Below are 415 nucleotides of genomic sequence, written 5' to 3'. Positions count from 1 at the left end.
GTCGAAAAGCAAGGTGAAAGCGATCGAACGCATTCGGAGATTCAGGCTTGGCTTCGCGATATAGGGCGCGCGTTGGGCTATGATGTCTGGATTGCCGCTAATGATCGGGGACGTCTTTATGACGGGGTGCGCTTAGGGGAGGGGTGCCTTGAAAGCCTGCCGGCGTCGATTGCCACGTCGACCGGCGGCGACGCCATTCGCCTGATCGACGTGCTGTGGTTTGACCGGGACAGCGATCGGGTCGCAGCCGCATTCGAGGTGGAGCACTCGACCTCGATTTATTCTGGCATCGTTCGCATGCTCGACCTGGCGCTGAGCGGGAGCGAACTGCATGCCGCCGCCGGGCTGTTTCTGGTCGCCCCTGACGCCCGCGAGGGCGACGTGCGGGCGCAACTGGCGCGGCCCGCCTTTAGCC

1 pseudogene is annotated in these 415 nt (G+C 63.6%); it reads left to right on the top strand.

The features are described from left to right. A pseudogene (locus tag HWN72_RS30840) lies at positions 1–415 on the top strand (type II restriction endonuclease); the annotation flags it as partial.

Source organism: Novosphingobium sp. HR1a, from assembly GCF_015594425.1.
GTDB classification, from domain to species: Bacteria; Pseudomonadota; Alphaproteobacteria; order Sphingomonadales; family Sphingomonadaceae; genus Novosphingobium; species Novosphingobium resinovorum_A.
This window is presented reverse-complemented; position numbering and strand designations above follow the sequence as displayed.